The 19594-nt window shown below is 71.5% G+C and carries 11 protein-coding genes; 7 read left to right on the plus strand and 4 right to left on the minus strand.

Annotated features, from left to right (window positions below):
* Nucleotides 1–19: 19 nt before the first annotated feature.
* From OWR29_RS06570 to OWR29_RS06595, 6 genes are read left to right on the plus strand one after another with little or no spacing between them, the layout of a single operon-like run.
* A complete protein-coding gene (locus OWR29_RS06570; RefSeq protein WP_267561605.1) occupies nucleotides 20–5377 on the plus strand; it encodes a type I polyketide synthase in 5358 nt (1785 codons plus the stop codon).
* A 12-nt stretch (nucleotides 5378–5389) separates the two neighbouring features.
* On the plus strand, nucleotides 5390–6316 hold the full coding sequence (locus OWR29_RS06575; protein WP_267561606.1) for a TauD/TfdA family dioxygenase: 927 nt from the start codon (nucleotides 5390–5392) through the stop codon (nucleotides 6314–6316).
* 8 nt (nucleotides 6317–6324) lie between these two features.
* Nucleotides 6325–6501, plus strand: coding sequence for an MbtH family protein (locus OWR29_RS06580; protein ID WP_267561607.1), 177 nt, complete (start codon nucleotides 6325–6327; stop codon nucleotides 6499–6501).
* Nucleotides 6498–9512 carry a non-ribosomal peptide synthetase gene (locus OWR29_RS06585; protein ID WP_267561608.1) on the plus strand — a complete coding sequence of 1005 codons (3015 nt, stop codon included), beginning with the start codon at nucleotides 6498–6500 and terminating at the stop codon, nucleotides 9510–9512. The genes OWR29_RS06580 and OWR29_RS06585 overlap by 4 nt, the downstream gene beginning before the upstream one ends.
* Nucleotides 9509–14890: a non-ribosomal peptide synthetase/MFS transporter gene (locus tag OWR29_RS06590; RefSeq protein WP_267561609.1), complete on the plus strand. Its 5382-nt coding sequence runs from the start codon at nucleotides 9509–9511 to the stop codon at nucleotides 14888–14890. The genes OWR29_RS06585 and OWR29_RS06590 overlap by 4 nt, the downstream gene beginning before the upstream one ends.
* 4 nt (nucleotides 14891–14894) lie before the next feature.
* Entirely contained in the window at nucleotides 14895–15866 is a 972-nt protein-coding gene (locus OWR29_RS06595; protein WP_438872555.1) for an asparaginase, read from the plus strand.
* Between the two features lie 82 nt (nucleotides 15867–15948).
* Here the strand turns inward: OWR29_RS06595 and OWR29_RS06600 are convergent, their stop codons facing one another.
* The gene (locus OWR29_RS06600) at nucleotides 15949–16692 is read right to left on the minus strand and encodes a DUF6928 family protein (RefSeq protein WP_267561611.1); all 744 of its coding nucleotides are present in this window, start codon (nucleotides 16690–16692) and stop codon (nucleotides 15949–15951) included.
* Nucleotides 16693–16725: 33 nt separating this feature from the next.
* On the opposite strand from OWR29_RS06600, the gene OWR29_RS06605 reads away from it, so the two are divergent.
* Nucleotides 16726–17433: a hypothetical protein gene (locus tag OWR29_RS06605; protein ID WP_267561612.1), complete on the plus strand. Its 708-nt coding sequence runs from the start codon at nucleotides 16726–16728 to the stop codon at nucleotides 17431–17433.
* Here the strand turns inward: OWR29_RS06605 and OWR29_RS06610 are convergent.
* The 3 genes from OWR29_RS06610 to OWR29_RS06620 form a co-directional block, all read right to left on the minus strand.
* A complete protein-coding gene (locus tag OWR29_RS06610; RefSeq protein WP_267561613.1) occupies nucleotides 17425–18264 on the minus strand; it encodes a hypothetical protein in 840 nt (279 codons plus the stop codon). The genes OWR29_RS06605 and OWR29_RS06610 overlap by 9 nt on opposite strands.
* 65 nt (nucleotides 18265–18329) lie before the next feature.
* Nucleotides 18330–19046 carry a hypothetical protein gene (locus tag OWR29_RS06615; RefSeq protein WP_267561614.1) on the minus strand — a complete coding sequence of 239 codons (717 nt, stop codon included), beginning with the start codon at nucleotides 19044–19046 and terminating at the stop codon, nucleotides 18330–18332.
* Nucleotides 19043–19564: a SigE family RNA polymerase sigma factor gene (locus OWR29_RS06620; RefSeq protein WP_267561615.1), complete on the minus strand. Its 522-nt coding sequence runs from the start codon at nucleotides 19562–19564 to the stop codon at nucleotides 19043–19045. The genes OWR29_RS06615 and OWR29_RS06620 overlap by 4 nt, the downstream gene beginning before the upstream one ends.
* Between the last annotated feature and the right edge of the window lie 30 nt (nucleotides 19565–19594).

The raw sequence follows: 19594 nt of genomic DNA on the forward strand, positions 1-19594 counted from the left end.
GCGAACCGAAGGAGTCACCATGGACCTTCCCGAGGACGGGGTCGAGCCGCTGGCCATTGTCGGGCTGGCCGCCCGGGTCCCCGGTGCGGACGACGCCCGGCAGTTCTGGCGCAACCTGGTCGACGGGGTCGAATCGATCACCTCGTTCACCCGGGCCGAGCAACTAGCCCGGGGGGCCAAGCTCAGCGAGGTGGACGACCCCAGCTGGGTCAACCAGGCCCCGGTGGTCGACGGCTTCGACACGTTCGACGCCGGCCTGTTCGGGCTGACCGCCCGCGAGGCCGAGGTGATGGACCCGCAGCACCGGATGTTCCTGGAGGCCAGTCACGCCGCGCTGCTGGACGCCGGTTACGACCCGGCCCGCTACCCCGGTGCGGTCGGCGTCTACACCGGCACCGGCAGCCAGACGTATCTGCGGGACAACATCCTGCGGAACGCCAAGATCAGTGGGTCGCCGCACAGCGCGGTCTCGATCTCGACCGGCAACTCGCCGAACTACGTGGCGACCACCGTGTCGTACCGGCTGAACCTCACCGGCCCCAGTTTGACCGTCCACACCGCCTGTTCGACCTCGCTGGTCGCCCTGCACCTGGCCTGCGAGGCGCTGCGCAACGCCGAGTGCGACATGGCGCTGGCCGGCGGCGTGAACCTCGAGATGCCGCACAACATCGGCTACATGGGCATGGACGGCTTCACCTCACCCGACGGGCACTGCCGCCCGTTCGACGCGGCCGCCAACGGAACGGTGTGGGGCAGCGGGGCCGGCGTTGTCGTGGTCAAGCGGCTGGCCGACGCGATCGCCGACGGGGACACCGTACGGGCGCTGATTCTGGGCAATGCGATCAACAACGACGGCGCGCAGAAGGCCGGGTTCACCGCGCCCAGCGTCGAGGGCCAGATGGCGGCGGTGGCCCAGGCGGTCGGCTCGGCCGCGGTCGACCCCCGGACCATCACCTACGTCGAGGCGCACGGCACCGGCACCGCCCTGGGCGACCCGATCGAGGTGGCCGCCCTGTCCGCGGTCTACGGCCAGGACACGGCCGATCGGGGCTGGTGCGCGCTCGGCTCGGTCAAGTCGAACATCGGCCACCTCAGCCAGCCGGCCGGCGTCGTCGGGGTGATCAAGACGGTGCTGGCGATGGAACACCGGCTGATCCCACCGACGGTCAACTACGAGCGGGCCAACCCGGCGATCGACTTCGCCACCACCCCCTTTCACGTGGCCTCGACGCTGGCCAAGTGGGAGACCGACGGGGTGCCGCGCCGGGCCGGGGTCAGCTCGTTCGGCATCGGCGGCACGAACGCGCACGTGATTCTGCAAGAGGCCCCCGAACCGACACTGCGCACACCGCGGCCGAGGCGCAGCCGGGTGCTCCGGGTTTCCGCCCGTACGGCGTCCGCCCTAGACAATGCGGTCGAGCAACTGGCCGAGCACCTGACCACCGCCACCGACGACCTCGCCGACGTCGCCTACACCCTGGAGGCCGGACGCCCGGAGTACCCGCACCGGACGGCCGTGGTCGCGACCGACCTGGCCGAGGCGGTCACCGCCCTGCGGGCCAAGCGCCGCCCGACCGGGTTGGCCGGGGAAGCCGTACCCCCGGTGGCGTTCCTGTTCTCGGGCCAGGGCGCCCAGTACGCCGGCATGGGCGCCCGCCTCTACGCCGAGGAACCGGAGTACGCCCGGGTCGTGGACGAGTGCGCGTCCGTGCTTGAACCGCTGCTCGGCCTGGACCTGCGCGACCTGATCCTGGGCCGCGACCCGGAAGCCGAGGCGAAGCTGGCCGAGACCCGCTTCACCCAGCCCGCCCTGTTCGTCGTCGAGTACGCGCTGGCCGCCCTCTGGCAGTCCCACGGGGTCCGCCCGGCGGCGATGATCGGGCACTCGATCGGCGAGTACGTGGCGGCCACGCTGGCCGGCGTCTTCACCCTGAGCGACGCGCTGCGGGTGGTGGCGGCGCGCGGCCGGCTCATGCAGTCGATGCCGGCCGGATCGATGCTCGCGGTCACCTCCGACGAGTCCGAAGTGGCCGGTCACCTGCCGGACGGGGTGACCGTCGCCGTGGTGAACGGTCCCGGCACGTGCGTGGTGGCCGGCCCGCCCGACGCGGTCGCCGCGTTCGCCGAGCAGTGGCCGGAAAAGACCAAATTGCTGCGTACGTCGCACGCGTTCCACTCGCCGATGATGGACCCGATCCTGGACGAGTTCGCCCGGGTGGTGGCGGCCGTGCCGCTCGGCCGGCCCCGCATGAGGTTCCTGTCCGACGTCACCGGCACCTGGATCACCGACGAGCAGGCCACCGACCCGGTCTACTGGGCCGCCCACCTGCGCCGGCCGGTCCGCTTCGGCGACTGCGTGGCGACGCTGCTGGCCGAGGGGCCGTGGTCGCTGGTCGAGTGCGGTCCCGGCCGGCAACTCACCGGGCTGGCCCGGATGCAGGTCGGCCGGGCCGCTCCCGAGCAGCGGGCGCTGATGCCGCTGGCCAGCCTGCCCGGCCCCGGCGAACCGAGCGGCGACTCGGCCGTGCTGCCCGGCTCGCTGGCCACACTGTGGACGCGGGGGACCGCTGTGCGGACGCCGGCTCTCGAAGCGCCGATGCGGGTTCCGCTGCCGGTCTATCCGTTCGAGCGCAAGCGTTACTGGGTCGACCCGGACCCGGAGCAGCCGGCCGCCTTCAATGCGGCGGTCGCGGCGCCCACCGGTCCGCGCGAGCCGGCCGACTGGTTCTCCGTGCCCACCTGGCGCCAGGCCGCGCCGGTTCCCTCGTTGCCGCCGACCGGTAGATATGTGGCTTTTGTCGACGGTCCTCGGGGGGACGCGCTGGCCGCTGAGCTGCGGGCGGTTGGGGCTGAGGTGGTGGAGGTGCGGCCGGGCCCGGACTTCGGCCCAGCGCCATGGGGTTTCCAGCTGCGTCCGGGTGAGGCCGACGACTACACCGCGCTGGTGGAGGCGTTGCCCGAGCCCGGCCGGATCGTGCACGCGTGGGCGCTGGACGGCGATCCCGCCGGCACCGACGTCCATGACGCTTGGGTCGCCCAGGATCGAGGCTTCTTCAGCGTGCTGCACCTGGCTCAGGCGCTGGCCGCGGCCGGGTTGGGGGCCGGCGACGAGGGCGCCGGACCGCTCCGGCTCGACTTGGTTGCGTCAGGCATCGGGGACGTCGCGGGCGGCGACCTTGTCCGTCCGGAACACGCCACCCTGGCCGGCCTGGCCCGGGTGCTCCCGGCCGAACTGCCCGGCCTGGCCGTGCGCCTGATCGACGTCGACCCAGCCGCCGTCCGCGCCGCCGCGCCGGGTGCGGCGGCGCTTATCGCCGAGTTGGGCCGGCCCGGCCCCGACGAAGTCACCCTGCGGGGGCGGCGCCGGTGGACCACCGAATATGAGCCGGTCCGGATCGAGGACGCGGGTGAACGCGTGCTGCGAACGAACGGGCGATACCTGATCACCGGCGGGCTGGGTGGCATCGGCATCACGTTGGCCGAGGAGTTCGCCAGCCGCGTCCGGGCCCGGCTGGTTCTGCTCACCCGCTCCGGCCTGCCCGAGCGCGCGACCTGGGAAAACCACCTGGCAACCCACGGCAGCGACCCGGCCGACCGGGTGGGCCGGGCGATAGCCGCGATCCGCCGGATGGAGGCAGCCGGCGCCGAAGTGCTGGTGGTGGCGGCCGACGTGACCGACCCGGCCGCTCTGCAGGAAGTGAGCGCCCGCATCGAGGCGGAGTTCGGTGGCCTGGACGGCATCGTGCACGCGGCCGGCCTGCCGGGCGGCGGGATGGCCGAGGTCAAAGAGAAGGCCGAGGCCGTGCGGGTGATGGACCCGAAACTAGCCGGCACCCTTGCCCTGGCCCAGGTGTTCGGTGCGCAGCCGATGGACTTCGTTGTGCTCTGCTCGTCGATCACGGCGGTGGCCGGTGGTGTCGGGCAGGTGGACTACTGCGCCGCCAACGCCTTCCTCGACGCGTACGCCCGGGCCGGAACCTGGCGAGCCCCGGTGACCTCGCAGAACTGGGGTGGCTGGGCCGAGGTCGGCATGGCCGCCGAGACCGGGCCGCCCTCGAAGCCCGTGGCGCACCCGGTTCTGACCACTGTGGCCGCCGGTCCGCAGCAGACGGTCGTGCAAGGGTTGGTCGGCGCGGCCACGCACTGGGTGCTCGACGAGCACCGGATCGACGGCGTGCCGGTGATGCCGGGCACCGGCCACCTCGAGTGCGCCCGTGCCGCCGTGGTGGCCGCCGGGCCGCCACCCGGCCCCGGTCAGGCCGTCGAGCTCACCGATGTGGTGTTCCTGGAACCGTTCGCCGTGCCGGCCGGAACCGTGGACCAGTACCGGGTCGAGCTGGCCCTCGGCGACGGAACCTTCGAGATCGCCAGCCGGTCCCGCGACCATGTGCGCGGCTCGGCCGGGTGGACCGCCGTCGGCAGCGCGCCCGTGCTGGACGTGGCCGCGGTGATCGCCCGGTGCCGGCGGGTCGACGACGGCCCGGTCTTCGGCAAGACGGCGAACCGGATGGTCACCTTCGGGCCGCGCTGGGACGTGCTGCGCGAGCACCACGTCGGCGACGGCGAGGAGCTGGCCCGGATCGAGGCGCCCGCCGGCGACGTGGGCGAATGGGGGCTGCACCCGGCGATGCTCGACGTAGCCACCTCGTTCGGCCAGGGCCGGGGCGAGGGCAGCTACCTGCCGCTGTCGTACGGCCGGGTGGTGATCCGGGGTGACCTGCCCGCCACCTTCTACAGCCACCTGCGGCACCGGGACACCACCACCGGTGACCTCGTGGTGGCCGACCTGTCGCTGGTCGACGCGGACGGCCGCGAGATCGTCGCGATCACCGACTTCGTCCTGCGCCGGGTGGACCGTACGGCGGTGACCGGTGGTTTGGACGCACCGCAACCGGCCGCCGAGCGGAAGCGAACCGACCAGATCAGCCCGGCCGACGGCGCCGACGCGTTCCTGCGCAGCCTGGGCGCGGACCTCGGCCCCCAGGTCGCGATCACCACCTACCCGGTCGACGAGATCCGCGAGCGCACCCGGCGGCCGGTCGACACGGCGGACACGGCAGCCGGCCCGGCCGAGCCGGACACCGCCGAGGACGGATTGGAGGCGGTCATCGCCCGGGTGTGGCGGGACAACCTCGGGGTGGACGACGTCGGGCGGGACGACGACTTCTTCGAGCTGGGCGGCAACTCGCTGGTGGCCGTGCAGATCATCGCCTCGATGCGCACCGCGGTCGGCGTCCGGCTGCCGATGCGCAGCCTCTTCGAACGACCCACCGTCGCCGCGCTGGCCACCCTGGTCGAGCAGCTGCGGGCCGAGGCCGAGACCGCGACCGCCGCCGAACCGGCGGCCCCGACCATCCCCCGGCTACCCCGCGGGTGAGAAGGAGGACCGATGAGCGAGCTGCCGTGGACGATCGAGAGTGACGGCACACCCCTGAGCGACGTGATCACGGCCCGGCGTGCGGAGATCCGCGAACGGCTGGTCGAGCACGGCGCGGTGCTGCTGCGTGGCTTCGAGGTCGGCGACGTGGACGGGTTCGACGGAGTCGTGCGGGCGCTGGCGGGCGACCCGCTCACGTACACCGAGCGGTCGTCACCCCGGAGCACCATCAAGGGGCAGGTCTACACCTCGACCGACTACCCGCCGGACGAAGAGATCTTTCTGCACAACGAGAACTCGTACCAGGCGAACTGGCCTTTGACCCTGTTCTTCTACTGCCGGCAGCCGCCGGAGACGCAGGGAGCCACGCCGCTGGCCGACGTCCGCCGGGTCTACCGCGAGATCGACCCGGAGGTGCGGGCCGAGTTCGAGCGGCGGCGCTGGATGCTGGTCCGCAACTTTCACGGCGACTTCGGCACGCCCTGGTCCGAGGTCTTCGGCACCGATGATCGCGACGCGGTGGCCCGTTACTGCGCGGCCAACGGCATCGACGTCGAATGGCGTGGGCGGGACGGGCTGCGTACGCGGGCCATTCGCAACGCCGTCCACTTCCGGCCGGGCCGCGACGAGCCGAGGTGGTTCAACCATGCGACCTTCTTCCACGTGTCGACGCTGCCCAAAGACCTGCAGGAGGGGCTGCTGGCGATGTTCGGCCAGGACGACCTGCCGACCAACACGTATTACGGCGACGGCGAGCCCATCCCGGGCGACGTGCTCGACCACCTGCGCGCCGCGTACCGGGCGGCCACGGTGCGTTTCGACTACCGGCTCGACGACGTCCTGGTGGTGGACAACATGACCGCCGCCCACGGCCGGGAGCCGTTCACCGGGCCGCGCCGGATCGCCGTCGCGATGGCCGAGCCGCACACCGATCTCTAGGAGGCGTCATGGAACCGGATCGTTTCGTGGTGGTCTGCAACGACGAGGAGCAGTACTCGATCTGGCCCGCCGATCGGCCGCTGCCGGCCGGCTGGCAGGACGCCGGGTTCACCGGGGCCAAGGACGAGTGCCTGTCCCACGTCGACCAGGTGTGGACCGACATGCGTCCGAGGTCCCTGCGATGAGCTGGACCTTTCCCGCCTCGTACGCCCAGGAGAGGGTGTGGTCGGCCAACCAGCTCGACGCCGGGTCGCCGGTCTACAACGTCTCCAGCCCGTGGACGTTCCCGCCCGGCCTGTCCGAGGAGCAGGTGGCCGGGATCTTCGCCGAGGTGGTGGCCCGGCACGAGGTGCTGCGCACCCACCTGACCCTCGTCGACGGCGCCCTCATGCAGGTGGTGCATCCGGCCGAGCGACCGGTTCTGCCGGTCGACGACCTGCGCGGGCGGCCCGCGGACGAGCAGGCGGCCCGGGCCGGCGAGCTGGCCCGCACCCCGATCCCGCTGGACCAGCCGCCGCTGTGGCGGGCCCGGCTGCTCCGGCTCGACGACTCGTGGCGGTTGCTGCTGGTGCTGCATCACGCCGTGTTCGACGCGCACTCGGTCGAGGTGTTCCGGGCCGAGATGGGCGAGCTGTCCCGGGCCACGCTGGCCGGCGAGCCGGCCGTGCTGCCCGAGCTGCCCATCCAGTACGCCGACCACGCCGCCTGGCAGCGCGAGCAGCTGGCCGGCCCGGCGCTGGAACAACAGCTCGCCTTCTGGCGCGGCCACCTGGACGGCGCCCCGCCCGTCCTCGACCTGCCGCTCGACCGCCCCCGCCCGCCCGAGCTGGGCTTCGCCGGCGACGAGGTCCACTTCGACCTTCCGTTGCAGGTGCTCGACAACGCCACGGCACTCGGCCGGACCGCCTCGACCACGGTGTTCCCGGTGCTGCTGGCCGCGTTCTCGGCCCTGCTGTCCCGACTGTCCGGCACACCGGACGTCGTCGTCGGCGTCTCCACCGCCGGCCGCGACCTGCCCGAGCTCACGCCGCTGATCGGCATGCTGGTCAACCCGATCGCGGTGCGCTGCGACCTCGGCGGCGACCCGTCCTTCGCCGAGCTGGTGACCAGGGTCAGGGACGCCTCGATGGATGCCATGGACCACGGCGGGACCCCGTTCCAGCTGGTCGTCGAGGCGATCGCGGCGCAGCGGGACCCGGCCGTCCAGCCGATCTTCCAGGCGGCGCTCAACTTCATCCCCGGTACCGGCTTCGACCCCGTGCCGCTCGGCACCACCAAGGATGACCTGGCCTTCGACCTGACCGCCGGCACCAGCCGGGTGCTCTACCGGACGGCGTTGTTCGACCGGTCCACCGCCGAGGCGATCGTCGACCGGTTCGTCCGCCTGCTGTCCGCCGCGGTCGCCGATCCGGAGCTCCGCGTGTCGGAGCTGCCGGTGCTCAGCGAGCCCGAATACGACCGAGTGGTGCGCGAGTGGAACGACACCGCTCACCCTCTTGCCGCACGCACGCTGCCCGAGCTGTTCGAGGAGCAGGTCACGCGGTCTCCCGGGGCGACCGCGCTGACTTTCGCCGGCGGTTCCCTGACGTACGCGGATCTGGACGCCCGCGCCAACCAGCTGGCCCGCTCGCTGATCGCCCGGGGCGCCGCTCCCGAGAAGATCGTGGCGCTGGTCCTGCCACGCTCGCCGGAACTGGTCGTCGCCGTGCTGGCCGTGCTCAAGTCGGGCGCGGCCTACCTGCCGGTCGACCCGGACCATCCGGCCGAGCGGATCGCGTACCTGCTCGCCGACGCGAAACCGATGGTGGTGCTCCGCACGGTGGACGAGGCGGACGGCGATCCTGGTCCGGTCGCCGTGCCGGTGCGGCCCGGAAATCCGGCGTACGTCCTCTACACCTCCGGCTCGACCGGCCGGCCCAAGGGCGTGGTGGTCGAGCACCGCTCGGTCGCCGCCTACCTGGCCTGGGCCCGGCACGCCTACCCCGGCCTGACCGGCACGGCGCTGCTGCACTCGCCGCTCACCTTCGACCTGAGCGTCACCGGGCTGCTGGGCCCGCTGACCGCCGGCGGCACGGTCCACCTGGCCGCGATCGACGAGCCGCCGCCCACCCGCCCCGCGTTCGTCAAGGCCACGCCCAGCCATCTGTCCCTTCTGGATGATCGCGTGTCGCCGACCACCGACCTGGTGCTCGGCGGGGAGGCACTGGCCGCCGAACCTCTGGCCGCCTGGCGAGCCGCACATCCCGAGGCGGCGGTCACCAACGAGTACGGGCCGACCGAAACCACGGTCGGCTGCGTCGCGGCCCGGATCGAGCCCGGTGCGCCGCTGCCGCCCGGCCCGGTGAGCATCGGCCGCCCGATCGGGAACGTCCAGGCGTACGTGCTGGACCAGGCGTTGCGGCCGGTGCCGGTCGGCGTGCCCGGTGAGCTGTACATCGCCGGTGAGCAGGTCGCCCGCGGGTACTTGGGCCGTCCGGCGCTCACCGCCGAACGGTTCGTCCCCTGCCCGTTCGGTGCTCCAGGAACCCGGATGTACGCCACCGGCGACCGGGTGCGATGGCGTACGGACGGAACCTTGGACTATCTCGGCCGCCTCGACGACCAGGTCAAGGTGCGCGGCCACCGGATCGAGCCGGGCGAGATCGAGTCGGCCCTGCTCGCCCTGGACGGCGTCACCCAGGCGGTGGTGATCGTGCGGACCGACGAGCAAGGCGAACCGCAGCTGGTCGCCTACACGGTCGGAGCGGCCGAGCGGAAAGACCTCGAGCGGACCCTCCCGGCGCCGCTCGTGCCCGAGGTCTTCGTCCGGCTCGACGAGTTGCCGCTGACCGCTAACGGCAAGGTCGACCGCGAGCGGCTGCCCGCCCCGGAGGTCACCGAGGCGGCCTACGTCGCCCCGCGGACCGACGCCGAGGCGCTGGTGGCCGAGATCTTCGCCGAGATCCTGCAGGTCGAGAAGGTCGGGGCGGGCGACGACTTCTTCGCCCTGGGCGGCAACTCGTTGCGCGGCATGCGGGCCATGGGCCGGATCCGCTCCGAGCTCGACCTGGACCTGCCGATGCGGTCGCTGTTCAGCTTCCCGGTGGTGGCCGACCTGGCCGCCCGGATCGAGGAGCTGATCACCGCCGAGGTCGACGGGCTGTCCGACGCCGAGGTGGCCGCGTCGCTGAACTCGGAGGAGGGCACCGGAGCATGACCATCCGGACCGATGACCGGGCCGCGTTGATCGCCCAGCGTCTGCGGCGCCGGGCGACCCGGCCGGCCCCGGGCATTCCGCGCCGGCCCGACGGCGCCAGTCCGCCGCTCTCGTACGCGCAGGAGCGGGTCTGGTTCATGGAGCAGATCGCTCCGGGCGAGGCGGCGTACCTCATGGCCGTGCCGCTGCGGGTGCGTGGCCCGCTCGACGCCGACCGGCTGCGCGCGGCGCTGGACGACCTGGTGCGGCGGCACGAGTCGTTGCGGACCCGGTTCCCGGCCGACTCCGACGGGCGTCCGCTGGCGGTGGTGGCCGACGAGGTCGCGGTGCCCTTGCGGATCGTCGAGGCGTCCGACGAGGCGGCCGCCCAAGCCCTGGTCGACGCGGCCGCGGTCGAACCGTTCGACCTGGCCGACGGGCCTTTGCTGCGGGCGCTGCTGATCCGCCTGGCCAGCGACGACCACGTCCTGCTGCTGACCCAGCACCACATCACCTCCGACGGCTGGTCGGTCGACTTGCTGCTGCGCGACCTGATCGCCCTCTATCACGGCCGCGACGGCCTGCCGGACCTGCCGATCCAGTACGGCGACTTCGCGCACTGGGAGTCCGAGGCCCCGGTCGGCCGGCACCTCGATTACTGGACGGGCCGCCTGGCCGGGGTGCCGGTACTGGAGCTGCCGACCGACGGCCCCCGTCCGGCCACCCAGACGTACAACGGTGATTTCGTCGAGTTCCGGATCGGGCGCGAGGTGACCGACGGGCTGTCCGCGCTGGCCCGGCGGTGTGACGGCACGCTGTTCATGGCGCTGCTGGCGGCGTACCAGGTGCTGCTGGCCCGGCACAGCGGCCAGGACGACTTCGCGGTGGGTGTCTCGTCGGCCGGCCGGTCGGCGCCCGAGCTCGAGAACGTCGTCGGCATGTTCATCAACATGCTGCCGATGCGGGCCGAGCTGGCCGGCGACCCGGCGTTCACCGAGCTGCTGACCCGCACCCGGCCAGTCGTGCTGGACGCGTTCGAGCACGCGGATGTTCCGTTCGCCCGGGTGGTGCAAGAGCTGGGCGTGCCCCGCGACGTGAGCCGCTCGGCGGTCTTCCAGGCGATGTTCGTGCTGCAGAACTACGAGATGGGCCGGTTCGAGGCGGCCGCCGGCGGCGCCGAGGTCGCGTTCGACTGGGACCCGATGGAGTTGCGGGCCACCCGGTTCGACATCGAGCTGCACCTGGTCGAGGTCGGGTCGGGGCTGTGGGGCAAGCTCGTCTACAACACCGACCTGTTCCGGCGCGCGACGATCGAGCGGATGGCCGCCCGCTTCGGCACGCTGCTCGGCTCCATCGTGGACGCTCCTGAGCGACCGGTCTCGGCCCTGGAGCTGCTGGCCGACGGCGAACGCGAACTGGTGGTCGACCGCTGGAACGACACGGCTGTCCCGTTCGACGAACTCTCCTCGCTGCACCAGGCCATCGAGGAGCAGGTACGCCGTACGCCCGAAGCGGTCGCCGTCCGTTTCGATGGCCGATCGACCTCGTACGCCGAGCTGAACGCGCGGGCGAACCGGATCGCGCACCGGCTGCGGCGTTCCGGAGTGGGCCCGGAAACCCTGGTCGCGGTGTGTGCCGAGCGGTCGGTCGAGCTGGTCGCGGCGCTGCTGGGAGTGGTCAAGGCGGGCGGCGCCTACGTGCCGCTCGATCCGGAGTACCCGGCCGATCGGCTGGCCTTCATGGTGGCGGACGCGGGTGCACCCGTTGTGCTGGTGCAGGACCGGCTGCGGTCGGCGCTGCCGGAAACCGCCGCCACCGTGCTGGTGCTCGACGACGAGCCGACCTGGCGCGACGAGCCTGCCGACGATCCGGAGGCGGTGGGCAGTTCGGCGAACACCGCGTACGTCATCTACACCTCCGGCTCGACCGGCCGGCCCAAGGGTGTACCGAACACCCATCGCGGCATCGTCAACCGGCTCACCTGGATGCAGCGCACGTACCGGCTGAACTCCGGCGACGCGGTGCTGCAGAAGACGCCGGCCGGGTTCGACGTGTCCGTGTGGGAGTTCTTCTGGCCGTTGCGGGTCGGCGCCCGGCTGGTGCTGGCCGAGCCGGGTGGGCACAAGGACGCCGCGTACCTGCGGAATCTGATCACCGACGAACAAGTGACCACCGCTCACTTCGTACCGTCAATGTTGTCGCCCTTTCTGGCTGAGGAGGGCGCCTCCCCGCTACGCCGGGTGATCTGCAGCGGCGAGGAGTTGCCGCTGGCCGTGGCCGAAGAGTTCATGGCCAGGTTCCCCGAGTGTGTACTGCACAACCTGTACGGCCCGACCGAGGCCGCCATCGACGTGAGCTCGTGGCACTGCCGCCCCGGCGCGGCCACCGTGCCCATCGGCCGTCCGATCGACAACCTTCGTCTGTACGTGTTCGACGAACACCTTCGCCCGGTGCCGCCCGGTGTCCCCGGCGAGCTGTACATCGGCGGCGCCGGCGTGGCCCGCGGCTACCACCGTCGGCCTGCCCTCACCGCCGAGCGCTTCATCCCCGACCCGTTCGGCTCCGGAACCAGGCTTTACAAGACCGGTGACCTGGTGCGCCACCAACCCGAAACCGGTGCCCTGGAGTTCCTGGGCCGGCTCGACCACCAGGTCAAACTGCGCGGGTTGCGGATCGAGCTGGGCGAGATCGAAAGCGCCCTGCGCGACCAGGACGGTGTGGCCGACGCCGTCGTGCTGGTGCGCGAGGACACGCCGGGTGACAAGCGATTGACCGCGTACGTCGTTGGGGCGACCGAGGTGGCCGGGCTCAAGGCGGCGTTGAAGGATCGGCTGCCGGACTACATGGTGCCCGCCGCCTTCGTCGAGCTGAACGCCCTGCCGCTGACCCCGAACGGCAAGCTCGACCGTAAGGCCCTGCCGGCCCCGGTGATCACCCGTGAGGCGACCGCCGAGCTGGTCGAGCCGCGCACGCCCACCGAACACGCTCTCGCGCGCATCTGGTCGGAGGTGCTCGGCGTGCCCGCGGTGGGCATCGACGACGACTTCTTCGACCTCGGCGGGCACTCGATGCTGGCCACCCAGGTGATCGTGCGCATCCGCAAGGCCGAGCTGGGCGGGCGCGCGGTCGGCGTGATGGACCTGTTCCAGCACCGTACGGTCCGCGAGCTGGCCGAGTTCGCCGACGGCTCGGCGGGTGAGGACGGGCCGCGCCGCCTGCTGCACGAGCTCACCCGGCCGATTCCGGCTGCGCAACGAACAGTCACGTACGTCTGTGTGCCGTACGGCGGAGGGAGCGCGATCGTCTATCAGCCGCTGGCCGACGCGCTGCCGGCCGGCGCCGCGCTGTTCTCGCTGGCCATCCCCGGCCACGACGTCGGCCTCGACGAGACCGGCCTGCCCCTGGACGAGCTGACCAGCCGGGTGGTGGCCGAGATCCGGGAACGGATCACCGGCCCGCTCGTGATCTACGGGCACTGCGGCGTGGGCAGCGCCATTGCGGCCGACGTGGCCCGCAAGCTGGAGGCGGGCGGCCGTGAGCTGGTGGCCGTCTACATCGGAGCCATGTTCCCGTTCGCCCGGCCCAAGGGCCCGATCTCGGCCATCCGGGTGCGGCTGGAGGCGTTGCGCAGCAACAAGCACTACGCCAGCTGGCTCAAGGGCATGGGCGTCGACACCGACGAGCTCGACCCGGAGCAAGCCGACCGGATCATCTCGACCATGCGGGCCGACTCGCGCGCCTCCGAGGACTACTTCACCGGCCTGCTCGACCGGCAGGTGCCCAAGCTCGCGGCACCGATCATCTCGGTCGTCGGCTCGGCCGACCCGGTCACCGACTACTACCCCGAGCGGTACGCGGAGTGGCAGTTCCTCAGCGACACGGTCGGCCTAGTCGTGCTGGACGAGGCCGGGCACTTCTTCCTCAAGCATCGCGCCGAAGAGCTGGCCGAGATCGTCACCCGTACGCACCCGGCGCTGGCCGCCGAGGCCGAAGCGTCCGGCGCCGATTCCTCCTGGGCTCTGCGCGACCGGAAGACCCACACCGCCGTCGAGCCGAACACGATCAAGCCGAGCATGGGCCGCTTCCTCGCCGTGTCGGCCGGCCAGCTGATCTCCACCACCGGCTCGGCCCTCACGAGCTTCGCGCTGCCGATCTGGCTCTACACCCGTACGGGATCGGTGGCGAATCTCGGTCTGCTCTTCGCCCTGGCCCTGATCTGCGGTGTGCTCACGCTGCCGGTGGCCGGCGCGCTGGTCGACCGGATCGACCGGCGCAAGACCATGATGATCGCGAGCTGCTGCTCGGGCGCCCTGCAACTGATCCTGGCCGGGCTGCTGTGGGCCGACCGGCTGGTGCTGTGGGAGGTCTATGCCCTGGTCGCGCTGAGTCAGGTGGCCGCGTCGTTCCAGCGGATCGCCCTGCAGTCGGCGGTGCCGCAGCTCGTGCCCAAGCGCTATCTGGGCCACGCCATGGGCATCACCCAGCTCACCAACGGCTTCGCGCTGCTGCTCATGCCGGTGCTGGCGGCCGGGCTGCTGGCCGGGATCGGCCTCGAAGGCATCCTGCTGATCGACGTGACGAGCTACCTGTTCGCGGTGGTGACGCTGCTGTTCATCAAGTTCCCGGACTCGCTCGGCTGGCGGCCCCGCGAGCCGATGGGCGTGGCGATCATGAACGGCCTGCGCTACTCGTGGAATCACCGCTCGTTCCGGCTGATGCTCGGGTACTTCGCGCTCGGCAACATCTTCCTGGCGCCGGCGCTCGTGCTGACCGCGCCTTTGGTGCTGTCGTTCGGCACGGTCGCCCAGGTGGCGCAGGTCGCCGTGGCCGAGGCGCTGGGGGCGATCGCCGGCGGCACGCTGATGGCCATCTGGGGTGGGCCACGGCGGCGCCGGATGATCGGCGTGCTGGTCGGCAACCTCGGCACCGCGGCCGGCTGCGCGCTGGTCGGCGTGCGCCCGTCCATCGTCGTGGTGACCGCCGGCCTGTTCCTGATGACCATGGCGATGGCCACGGCCCAGGACATCTACGCCACGATCGTGCAGGTCAAGGTGCCGCAGCGCTACCACGGCCGGGTCTTCGCCCTGAACCAGACCATCTCGTGGTCGACCCTGCCGATCGGCTTCGCCCTGCTGGCCCCGGTCGGCGTCCGGCTCTTCGAGCCGCTGCTGCAACCCGGCGGCGCGTTGGCCGGGTCGGTGGGCGCGGTGATCGGCGTCGGTCCCGGTCGCGGCACCGGTTTCCTGTACGTCGTCTTCGGCGCGATCCTGGCGGTGATCACGGTGGCCGGGTTCCTGATCCGCCCGCTGCGCCGCCTCGACACCGACGTCCCCGATTCGCTGCCCGACGACCTGATCGGCATGCAGGAACGCTCCCGCCGTCTGGAGGCCACGCCTTAACCTGGTGCTGATGAGCTCGAGCCGTGTTCTTGTCGTGGGCCTGGGCGGCACGATCGCCATGACCACCGCCGCGACCGGCGGCGTCACGCCCGGCCTGTCGGTGCGGCAACTGCTCGACGCCGTGCCCGGGCTGGCCGCCACCGGCATCGAGGTCGAGGCGCTGAGCTTGCGGAACCGGCCCGGCGCCTCGCTCGGCTTCGACGACCTGGCCGAGCTGATGGACGTCATCGAGGCGACCACCGCCTCCGGCATCGTGGTGGTGCAGGGCACGGACACGATCGAAGAGACCGCGTACGCCGTCGACCTGCTCCACCGCGCGCACCCGGTGGTGGTCACCGGGGCCATGCGCAACGCCACCCAGGCCGGCGCCGACGGACCCGCGAACCTGCTGGCCGCGGTGACCGTCGCGGCCAGTCCGGGCGCCCGCGACCTCGGCTGCCTGGTGGTGTTCGCCGACGAGATCCACGCCGCCCGCCGGGTGCGGAAGGCCCACTCCACCAGCCCGGCGGCATTCGTCTCACCGAACGGCGGCCCACTCGGCTACGTGGTGGAGGGGCAGGCGCACGTCCTCAACCGGCTGACCCGCCGACCGGCGTTGCCAAGGCCGACGGGGACACCGTCGGTAGTGGTCCACCCAGCCACGCTCGGCGACGACGGAACAATGCTTGAAGTCCTGACCAAGCGGGTCGACGGCCTGGTCATCGCCGGTTTCGGGGCGGGTCACGTGCCCGAGAAATGGGTGCCCGCGCTGACCGAGGCGGCCGCCCGGATCCCGGTGGTGCTGGCCTCGAGAACCGGTGCGGGGCCGGTGCTGCGGGAGACCTACGGATTCGCCGGCTCGGAACGCGACCTGCTGGAGCGGGGGCTCATCTCGGCCGGTTTCCTCGACCCGTACAAGGCCCGGATTCTGCTGCATCTGTGCCTCGCCGCAGGATTCGACCGCGCGCAGATCGAAGCGGCGTTCACCGGTGAGTGAGCCGGCGTTGGTGGTCATCCGCGGAAACAGCGGCAGCGGAAGACACGGGCGCCGCTGACGCCGTGCCGCCGCTGCGCGGAACTCAGTCCCAGCTGACTTCTTGCAAGGTGCCGTCGGGGCCCATGCGGTACGTCCGGACCGGGCCCATATCGCGCATCAGCTGCTCGCGGGCGGCTTCGCGGGTTTGCTGTTCCTCGCCGGACGGGTCGCCGACGCGGAAGACGTGCATGGGAATCGAGTCGGCGTCGATGTCGGTCGGGGCGGGGTTGCCTTCGATGACGAAGCCGAACAGGTTGCTGAGGGCCACCTCGCCCAACTGCAGGGGATGGAAAGGCAGGGGGTACGGGCCCGGGCCGAAAAGGGGCTCGACCGGATGCTCGCCGTCCCAGAAGGGGCGCTCGAACTCGTACGGCTCGCCGATGTTTTCCATGATTCCGCTGTCGGGCGACAGGCTCAGGGACCGTACGAGTTCGCCGTCCTCCCAGACGGCGAAGCACAGCCAATCGACGACCGAATGCATGCCGTGCATGACGATGCGGCGACCGGCGCCGGCCTCGAGCAGATGATCGGGCAGCTCCGAGGGGCGGTCCCGGATCAGCCGCTGATCGCAGACGATGGCAACGCCGGGCAGCACGGTCACATGGGCGATGTCGTCGGGCGGGTAGGTCTCGAAGAGGCTGCTCTCACCGGCCGGCGTGACGTCGTAGCCGGGAAGGACCCGCCGGACCAGACGCTCCGCCTCGGCCTGATTCGATGCCGTCGCGGCTCGCAAAGCCGACCGGATGTCGCCGTCGGCGAACGCCAATAGTGCCGTCTTCGCGCCCATGAGAAGAGCACGGTACGGCACTACCGTGGAGGGATGCTGACCGATCGGGACCGCGTATTGCTGGCGCCGCACCTCGCGTTGTTGCGGTCGGCCGAGAAAGAGCTGGCGGCGGCCCGGCGCAGCGCCGAGGCGGCGGCGCGGGGGCTGACCGAATCGGCCGGTGGGACGGACTGGCGGGATCGGGTGCTGGGCGGGTTGTTCAGCGCCGACGACGGGCGCACGCAGCAATATCGGAAGGCCAAGGACGCGCGCAAAGCGGCGGAGAAAGCGCTGGCCGAAGCGGAGGCCAAGTACGCGAAGTACGCCGAGCGGGTCGACGGGCTGGTCGAGCCGATGCTGGCCCGCGACGATCCCGGCTTCCAGGCGATCGTCGCTGCGGTGCGGGCGTGCGACAAAGCAGTACGGGCGGGGGAGGAAGCGCGTCGGTCGCTTTCGGGCATCCTCAAGCCCGACGTCGAGAAAAGTAAGGTCTGGCACGAGGCCGAGTTCGCCCGGCGCCGGCAGAAGGAACTGATCGACGAGCTGCGCACCCGGATCCCTGGGTTGCGGCGGACGATCGAGCGGGCGGCCCAGGCGGTCGGGGAAACACCGCCGGCGATTGACGATCTGCCGGCCACCGAACGGCAGCTGCGGGAATGGCAATTGCAGTTGGAGCTCGCCATCCGGGAGGTCACCCGGTGGCGGGCGGGCGCCGACCAGGCGCGAGCGGCCGCGTTGCGCGCCGCGCACGGCTCACTGTGAGCGGGTGACGGCGCGGGCCAGGCCGATGAGGAAGGGCGATTTCTCCGTACGCCAGACGTGCCTTTCCTCGTACGGCCACGCGTAGACCGGGAATCCGTCCCGGCAGAGTTCGGCCAGTTCCGGTTCGACCAGATCGTCGGCGGCGTGGGCGTACAGCTGCGCCATTCGCGGCACGATCACTCCGTAATCCACGATGCGCGACAGGTAGTTCTCGTCGGCCAGCACCTTGTCGATGCCGACCTTCTCGAGCGGGTACGCGTCGGGCAGCACATCCTTGAGCGAAAGGAACAGGTCGGCGCCGCGCAGGCGTGGGTCACCGAGAACCTTGCCCAGCACCGACAGTCGCCCCAGCGCAAGCTTCGGTCGTACGAGAAGGCAGTGGGCATAAAGCACCCGCAGCAAAGCCACATCCATGAAGAATCGCTCGAGTGCGCCCTCGCCCGCGACCAGATCCCGATGCCGCAGATACCCGCCGACGATGCTCGAATTGTGCGCCCGATACCACCCCTCCGGCGACGGCCTCCGCAGAAACGCCAGCCACAGCTCCACGCTGCGATTGCTCGGCGCTCCCGAATCCCCGCCGAACAACAGATCCGCCTCGGCCGCATCCCGCAGCAGCGACCCGTTCACCGCCCGCCACCACGGACTGCCGCCCTCGGCCCGCAGCACCCCGCACCGAATCTGCCACTTCATGAAGGCAACTTCGGCCCGCCGGTACGCCCGAATACCACCTTTGTCATAGAAAGCCCCGGCCAGCGCCAACCGCCGCGCCGGCTCGTCTCGCACCGCCGCCACCATCTGCTCGGCCCGCTCCCGAGCACCCGTAGTCATAGGGCCGGAATGTAACGCGAACGGCCCGCGACCGGGGAGGGTCGCGGGCCGTTCGAGGCGGAAGATCAGCCGACGCCCTGGACGGCGTCCTTGTGGACGTGGACGCCGGCGCCCAGCTCGACGATCTGGGACTCGGTCAGGCCCACGCCCTGCCAGACCTGGACGATCAGCCAGATGCCGGACGGCTGCTTCAGCCACAGCTCCCAGCCGGTGTCGCCGCCGGCCGCGGGCGGGACCTTTCCGTCGGGGGTCTCGCCCTGCAGGCTCTTGAGCAGGACGCCTTCCTGATCGCCGACCTGCACCTTCTTGCCCTCGCGGGACGGGCCGTTCTGGTCCTTCGACTCGAGCATGATGACGATCTTGTCGACGAACGAGTTCTCGTCGTAGACCGGATCGGTCGACGGGTTCACGTCGGGGCCCGGGTTCTTGGCCTTGTCGGGGGCGACCGTCAGGTAGCCCTCGTTGCTGGCCTGGATGTACCAGCCGTCGGGCACCTTGTCGACGGTGAAGCCCTTCGGCTGCTCGCCCTTGTAGGCCACGAGTTGGACGGACGCCACGGTCTGCTCCTGGCCGGCGGTGGGCGGGACGCCCGTGCTGCTGGTGGCGATCGCGATGGCGGCGGCCAGCGCGGCCACGCCGAAGGCGGAACCGGTGCAGGCCTGCACGACGCGGCGGCGGCGCAGGGCGCGGCGGCCGCGGGTGAGGTCGGCCTCGATCTGGTCGGGTGTGGTGGTGGGGATCGGACCGGCGATCTGCTGGAAGTGGTCGCGCAGGTCGTTCATCGGGTGGCTCCCTGGCTCAAAAAGGTGGGGCTGTTCAAGGCGGCTCGGAGACGATCCAGACCCCGCGCTGTCTGGCTCTTGACGTTGCCCTCCGAGCAGCTGAGCGCGTCCGCCGTCGCTGCCACGTCGAGGTCGTAGAAGTAGCGGAACACCACGGCCGCCCGCATCCGGGGCGGAAGCTCCCGCAGGGCCAGCTTGACCGCCTCGCCCGCATCGCCCGCGCCGGACGGCGTGCTGCCGGCGACGTCCGGGAGTTCGGCCATGCTGCGCTCCCGGTGCCGCCAGACCCGCCGCTTCTCGTCGATCAGCGCGTTGACGAGTACGCGTCGCACGTACCCGTCCGGGTTGTCGGCCCGCTGAAAGGCCGGCCAGGCGACGTACAGCTTCGTCAGCGTCGCCTGGACCAGGTCCTCCGCCATGTGGGTGTCACCCGCGGTGAGCAGGGTCGCCGTATGGAGAAGGCGAGGCCGCCGGCTCACCACGAAATCGTGGAACTGCTCGTCTCTGTCTCGTCTCACACCCCGTTGACGAACGGCGCGCCGGCCAGG

It is taken from the genome of Paractinoplanes pyxinae (assembly GCF_026626335.1).
In the GTDB taxonomy this organism is placed as follows: domain Bacteria; phylum Actinomycetota; class Actinomycetes; order Mycobacteriales; family Micromonosporaceae; genus Actinoplanes; species Actinoplanes pyxinae.